General features: G+C 50.1%; 5 protein-coding genes and 6 tRNA genes. 3 read left to right on the top strand and 8 right to left on the bottom strand.

Features of this window, described 5'->3' with window-relative positions; genetic code table 11:
- Positions 1-101: 101 nt before the first annotated feature.
- The 8 genes from IO95_RS23875 to gltX all read right to left on the bottom strand — a co-directional run bounded on the left by IO95_RS23875 (position 102) and on the right by gltX (position 6,155).
- Positions 102-428, bottom strand: a complete 327-nt coding sequence (locus IO95_RS23875) for a DUF2502 domain-containing protein (RefSeq protein ID WP_023491288.1) — start codon at positions 426-428, stop codon at positions 102-104.
- 153 nt (positions 429-581) lie between these two features.
- Positions 582-1,544 carry a glucokinase gene (gene glk / locus IO95_RS04875; RefSeq protein ID WP_023491289.1) on the bottom strand — a complete coding sequence of 321 codons (963 nt, stop codon included), beginning with the start codon at positions 1,542-1,544 and terminating at the stop codon, positions 582-584.
- 191 nt (positions 1,545-1,735) lie between these two features.
- On the bottom strand, positions 1,736-2,428 hold the full coding sequence (locus IO95_RS04880) for an aspartate/glutamate racemase family protein (RefSeq protein WP_023491290.1): 693 nt from the start codon (positions 2,426-2,428) through the stop codon (positions 1,736-1,738).
- Positions 2,429-2,555: 127 nt separating this feature from the next.
- Entirely contained in the window at positions 2,556-3,794 is a 1,239-nt protein-coding gene (locus IO95_RS04885) for an Nramp family divalent metal transporter (protein WP_023491291.1), read from the bottom strand.
- Between the two features lie 399 nt (positions 3,795-4,193).
- Positions 4,194-4,269 (bottom strand) — tRNA-Ala (locus IO95_RS04890).
- 58 nt (positions 4,270-4,327) lie between these two features.
- A tRNA-Ala gene (locus IO95_RS04895) sits at positions 4,328-4,403 on the bottom strand.
- A 58-nt stretch (positions 4,404-4,461) separates the two neighbouring features.
- A tRNA-Ala gene (locus IO95_RS04900) sits at positions 4,462-4,537 on the bottom strand.
- 202 nt (positions 4,538-4,739) lie between these two features.
- On the bottom strand, positions 4,740-6,155 hold the full coding sequence (gene gltX, locus IO95_RS04905; RefSeq protein ID WP_037384097.1) for a glutamate--tRNA ligase: 1,416 nt from the start codon (positions 6,153-6,155) through the stop codon (positions 4,740-4,742).
- 265 nt (positions 6,156-6,420) lie between these two features.
- Between gltX and IO95_RS04910 the strand changes: the two genes are divergently transcribed.
- The 3 genes from IO95_RS04910 (at position 6,421) to IO95_RS04920 (ending at position 6,717) form a co-directional block, all read left to right on the top strand.
- Positions 6,421-6,496, top strand: a tRNA-Val gene (locus IO95_RS04910).
- A 30-nt stretch (positions 6,497-6,526) separates the two neighbouring features.
- Positions 6,527-6,602: transfer RNA gene (locus tag IO95_RS04915), tRNA-Val, on the top strand.
- A gap of 39 nt (positions 6,603-6,641) precedes the next feature.
- Positions 6,642-6,717 (top strand) — tRNA-Val (locus tag IO95_RS04920).

Genomic DNA, 6,717 nt, shown 5'->3' on the forward strand with positions numbered 1-6,717 from the left:
AGCCAGGCTGCCTAACCACGGCAGCCATTAAACAAAATGAGTCTTCCTTCACCACCGGGCTCCCCCTTGCCGTTTCAATGGTGACGGGTATTGGCCAGTCATTATCTACGTGGGCCTTTTGGACCACGATAATAATACCCTGGTGGCGGCATACGATAATGTGGCCGTGAATGCCACTCCCGTGGTGGAGGCCCATAATAGTAGCCCCGTGGTGGCTGGGCATACTGCGGTGGCGCATAATGGTGATGATGCCGATGCCTCCTAGGTGGTTCACGCCAGTAGTCACCATCCCAGTAATAGCCGCGTGCATCACGATCCCCCACATGCAGTGACAGACCGGGCACGTTAACACCGATGGATACCTCCGCATGAGTCACCATCGGCAGGGCCGATGATAGCAACATCCCCAGTAACAATGCTTTTCTCATTAACTCAACCCCTACAGAATGGAATCTGCCTGTTCAGCCATTACTGTAGCGCCACCACAGCGCGCATACTAGAGGGAAAAAGCCCAATTACCTGTTTCAGACGTATTCTTCACTATTTCTGCACAATGTTGGCCTCCTTGCCCGAAGGATCCCCTACAAATGCATGCCCAAGCTTTGACGCAAATGGGCCCCGGCCCCTAATAAGCCCGGTTGAGGGTGAGTGATCATAAATACAGGAATTTCCTGCACATACTCTCTAAAGCGGCCCTTATCTTCAAACGCATCGCGAAACCCGGAAGCCTTAAAGAACGCCAAGAAACGTGGCACAATGCCGCCAGCAATATATACGCCGCCAAACGTTCCCAAGTTCAGTGCCAGGTTGCCACCAAAACGCCCCATCATCACACAAAACAGCGATAATGCACGGCGACAATCGGTACAGCTATCCGCTAACGCTCGCTCGGTAATATCTTGCGGTTTAAGCGCTTCCGGTTGACGCTGTTCCGCCTTGACAATGGCTCGGTACAGATTCACCAGCCCAGGGCCAGACAATACCCGCTCAGCCGAAACGCGGCCTATTTCGGCACGTAGCACCTGTAAGATGCTGTGCTCTTCGTCGCTGTTTGGTGCTAAATCGACATGCCCCCCTTCCCCAGGCAAACTGACCCAGCGCTGGTTAACCGGCACCAAATGTGCCACGCCCAAACCCGTACCGGCGCCATACACCGCGATGGGTTTATCTTTACGCGCTTTACCGCCGCCAAACTGTAAAACATCTGCCTCTGACAGCATCGGAATTGCCATGGAAACAGCGGTAAAATCGTTAATCACTTCCAGATGATTAAGCCCCAGGTTAGCTTTCATCTGTTTAATTGAAAAAGCCCAGCTATGATTGGTCATCGCGACCCAATCATCTGTAACCGGGCAAGCAATGGCAATACAGGCATTTTCAACCCGCTGCTGCTGCTCGGCAAGATAGTGACCAACCACCACCTCAAGGCTCTCAAACTCCAGGCCGGAGTAGGTTTTATCCTGGGTAATCTCACCCGTTTCAAGAGAACACAACGCCAGACGGGCATTGGTACCTCCCACATCACCTACGAGAGCATAGGTCATTAATATTTTCTCCCTAATCAGTAAAGCAAAACGGTATACACAGTAAAATCATATCGCTAAACCCACCTACTCCATTCAGCCCTCAGGCTCCAATAGCGAACCCGATCACAAAAAATATTGCACACAGCACGATTTTCAACCATCTATTGAGCTATTATTGCTTGTTGATGCTTAAGACAGTCAAGGGAGGGTCAGCTCAGTGCATATCTGGCTGCGGCATAGGCGTGAATTGCCGTGGTATCGAAGACCGGTACCGTGGCATCTTGAGCGCCAACAAGGAGGCTAATCTCCGTACAACCAAAAATGATCCCTTCAGCACCCTGCTGTTCCAGTTTACTGATAATCCGCTGGTACTCCGCCCGAGAAGGCGCAAGGATATGACCCAAACACAGCTCTTGATAAATAATACGGTGGATAATCTCACGGTCCGCAGCGTCCGGTGTGATAACCTCAAGACCAAATTTATCCTGCAGACGCCCACGGTAAAAATCCTGCTCCATGGTAAAACGCGTTCCTAACAACCCGATACGGCGGATATCTTGTTGGCATACCTGTTCTGCGGTGGCATCCGCAATATGGATTAACGGTAAGCCGCTGGCTTGCTCTATGGCATCTGCCACCTTATGCATGGTGTTGGTGCAAATGACAATGGCCTCAGCACCTGCGGCACGCAACGCGCTGGCGGCGGATGCTAACAGGCGCCCGGCCCCGTCCCAATCCCCTTGATGTTGCAACCGCTCCACTTCGTGAAAATCCACGCTATAAAGCACAATTTTTGCCGAATGCAGGCCGCCAAGCTGAGTTTTTACCTGCTCATTAATCATGCGATAATACGGTATGGTGGATTCCCAGCTCATTCCACCTAATAAGCCCAGTACCTTCATTTTTCTCTTCTCACTGTTATTAACCACATCAAGCAAACATTACTCGAGATCGAGCAATCTGACGACATCATTATGTTAAGTGAGAATATTGGTCATCACTGAGGAAAAGCATGGTTATAACGGTGGTCTAAAAAAGACTACTCACCAGTAGGTAACCATTCAACCCCACCACCACCACCACGATGGAAATACCGATGTATTGGATGGTGCGGCTGTTAACCATCTCCCCCATCAGTTGACGATTACTGGTAAACACCAGCAACGGTACCAGCGCCAGAGCAATCCCAAAGCTCAGTAGGACCTGGCTGAGTACCAGTACCCGTGTTGCGTCCATCCCCAGCATAATGACAATAAACGATGGCAACATGGTAACCACACGTCGTACCCATAGGGGAATGTAAAAACGAATAAACCCTTGCATCACCACCTGCCCCGCCAGTGTTCCCACCACGGTGGAGGAGAGACCCGCAGCCAGCAAGCTCAAGCCAAAAATGGTTGCCGCTGCGTTGCCCAGCAACGGTTGTAATGTCAGATAGGCTTGATCAAGATCGACAATGCCAGTGTGACCGTTAAAGTGAAATGCCGCGGCAGCGGTCGCCATCATCGCCAGGTTAACAAAACCGGCAATGGTCATGGCGATAGCGACGTCCACTTTGGTTGCTGCATAACGCTCAGCTTTAGAGTCTTTCCCGGCATTCTGCGTCAATGACGAATGCAGATAGATCACATGAGGCATGATAGTCGCCCCCAGCACCCCGGCCGCCAGAAACACGGCATCGCTATTGGGTAAATCCGGTATCGCCATGCCCTTCAATACCCCACTCAATTGGGGCTGAGAAAAGGCCAATTCGACAATGTAAGCCGCAGCCACAAACAGCAGCAGGCCACCAATAACCAGTTCCAGTGGCTTTTGATCGCGTCTTTGCAACATCAGGATCAGGAACGTGGCAATAGCGGTCAGGACGGTCCCCTGTAGCAACGAGACCCCAAATAGCATTTTAAAACCGATGGCCGCACCGATAAACTCGGCCAGATCAGTGGCCATAGCGATAATTTCTGCTTGTACCCAATAGGCCCAAACTACCGGACGAGGGAAACGATCACGAATATGTTCAGCCAGGTTTTTATTGGTCGCAATGCCCAGCTTGGCGGAAAGCAACTGGATCAACATCGCCATGACATTGGCCCATACCACTACCCACAGCAAGGTATAGCCAAAAGAAGCACCGGACTGAATATTAGTGGCGAAGTTACCGGGGTCAATGTAGCCAATAGCCGCAATAAACGCAGGCCCCATCAGAGAAAGTTTGATCTTTCTCGACCTGCGGATCGATGTTGTTTCATTCACTGTGCGACTGTTCAGCATTGTCTGAACCCCTTGTTAATGATTCCCTGCCATATACTTTTGCACTAATGATAATAATTATCAAACGCATTTATTATGATAATACTTATCGCTGCGATAACCAATAAGCCAAACCTTATTCATGGATCGCGCTAAACCTTGCTGTTTTACTGACTGAGTATGGCAACACCCGGCTAAAAATACACACATAAGTAACATTAGTCGTTACATTTAAACCAATGATTAACATTTTATTGCTGGCGCGACTTTAGTCAGCATCCTGTCTGCTGCCATCGCCGGCCTGATATTAGGTTGTTAACATAGGAAAATGCCCGGTTAAACTCACCGGGTATTCTTCATATTGGAAAGTAGAATGCGCTAAAAGCAAAAAGCCGACTTAAAGTCGGCTTTTTAGAATGATGGTGGAGCTAGACGGGATCGAACCGTCGACCTCTTGCATGCCATGCAAGCGCTCTCCCAGCTGAGCTATAACCCCACAAAGTGCTACGCATTAACCGGCGTTACGGTGTTCACCGACTCTTTATAAAAGAGTTTGGTGGAGCTAGACGGGATCGAACCGTCGACCTCTTGCATGCCATGCAAGCGCTCTCCCAGCTGAGCTATAACCCCACAAAGTGCTACGCATTAACCGGCGTTACGGTGTTCACCGACTCTTTATAAAAGAGTTTGGTGGAGCTAGACGGGATCGAACCGTCGACCTCTTGCATGCCATGCAAGCGCTCTCCCAGCTGAGCTATAGCCCCAATCCACAATAACAAAATTCAGTGAACGGGGCGCATAATATGAAACCCCTGAAACAGTGTCAACGGCTAAATTGAATTACTCGATCAAGCGCTGAAAAAGCCACCACGTCAACACCATTAATGCGAAAAAATCACCTTACCCGCTCAACAGCATAAAGCTCAGCCGATCACTTCTCTGGGCTTTATCTGTTGCTGGTCTGACTTAAGCCTGGGCTTCACGCTGCGCAATATAGGCCAACGCCTGGTCGATACGCTTAAGCGACCGCGCCTGGCCGATAGCATGCACGGTCACATCCATACCTGGCGACTGACTGACACCAGTAACGGCAACGCGCAATGGCATCCCGACCTTACCCATGCCTAACCCCAGTTCATCTGCGCTTCCCTGAATCGCATCATGTACATTTTCTGGTGTCCAGGTCGTGATCGCCGCCAGTTTGGCACGAACCACCTCCAAAGGTTGCCGAGCTACCGGGCGCAAATGCTTCTTGGCAGCATCCGCATCAAACTCACTAAAATCTTGATAGAAGTAATGGCAAGATTCCGCCATCTCCTTCAACGTTTTGCAACGTTCTCCCAGCAACTTAACGATATCTTTAAGTTCTGGGCCATTGCGGGTCTCAATCCCTTGCTGCTCAATATGCCATGCCAGATAGACCGCCACCTCTTCTGCTGGCAGGTGGTTAATATAGTGATGGTTTAGCCACTGTAGCTTCTCTGTGTTGAAAGCACTGGCCGATTTATTAATCGCGTCCAGTGTGAACAGTTGCTTCATTTCGTCAATCGAGAAGATCTCCTGATCACCGTGTGACCAGCCCAAACGCACCAGATAGTTCAGCAGTGCCTGCGGCAGATAGCCATCATCACGGTACTGCATCACGCTCACTGCACCATGGCGTTTAGACAATTTCTTGCCATCATCCCCCAGGATCATCGACACATGAGCATATTCCGGTACTGGCGCGCCCAGTGCTTTCAGGATATTAATCTGGCGCGGGGTATTATTGATATGGTCTTCACCACGGATCACATGGGTAATTTCCATATCCCAGTCGTCGATCACCACACAGAAGTTATAGGTTGGTGCGCCATCGGTACGGCGGATAATCAGATCATCCAATTCCTGATTACTAAACTCTATAGGACCGCGGATTTTATCGTCAAAAATGACCGAGCCTTGTTGCGGATTGCGAAAACGCACCACATAAGGTTCATCAGCAGTATGGCTACACTCACTATCACGGCAACGGCCGTCATAACGTGGTTTTTCGCCATCGGTCATTTGCTGCTCACGTAATGCCTCCAGCCGCTCTTTGGAGCAGTAGCATTTATAGGCGGTTCCCTGTTGCAGCATTTCATCGATCACCGCATTGTAGCGATCAAAACGCTTGGTTTGAAAATAGGGGCCTTCATCCCAATCCAGATTTAACCAGTTCATGCCATCCATAATTGCGTCGATAGCCTCCTGGGTTGAGCGTTCGAGATCAGTATCTTCAATACGCAGTACAAACTCACCACCGTTATGGCGGCTAAACAACCAGGAATAGAGCGCAGTACGGGCACCACCGACATGAAGATAGCCGGTAGGGCTAGGGGCAAAGCGGGTTTTAATTTTCATTGGGTTCACAGCCTTATTATGCAACGCTTCTCGGCAGAGTACCGATAATTGCTCGGAATTTAAAAAGTGGACGTCATTCTACCACTCCATGACAATTCCTCAACGCTGGCAGATTATCGCCACCGCTCATTGAACGCGCTTTACACGCTCTCGCTTTTCCTTTGGCGATATGAGCCCTGCCTAATTTTGCGGCGAACAAATAAAAACGCTTTAAAAACCGTTGACTCACTTTCAACTATCCCTATAATGCGACTCCATCAAGACGGGGCGATTAGCTCAGTTGGTAGAGCATCTCCTTTACACGGAGGGGGTCGGCGGTTCGAGCCCGTCATCGCCCACCATCTCGTCTGATAGTTTAAATGAGAATATGAGGGTGATTAGCTCAGTTGGTAGAGCATCTCCTTTACACGGAGGGGGTCGGCGGTTCGAGCCCGTCATCACCCACCATCATTTTCTCAGGGTTGTACCCGTAGTCAGTTATATTGTGGGTGATTAGCTCAGTTGGTAGAGCATCTCCTTTACACGGAGGGGGTCGGCGGTTCGAGCCCGTCATCACCCACCA

It is taken from the genome of Serratia sp. DD3 (assembly GCF_000496755.2).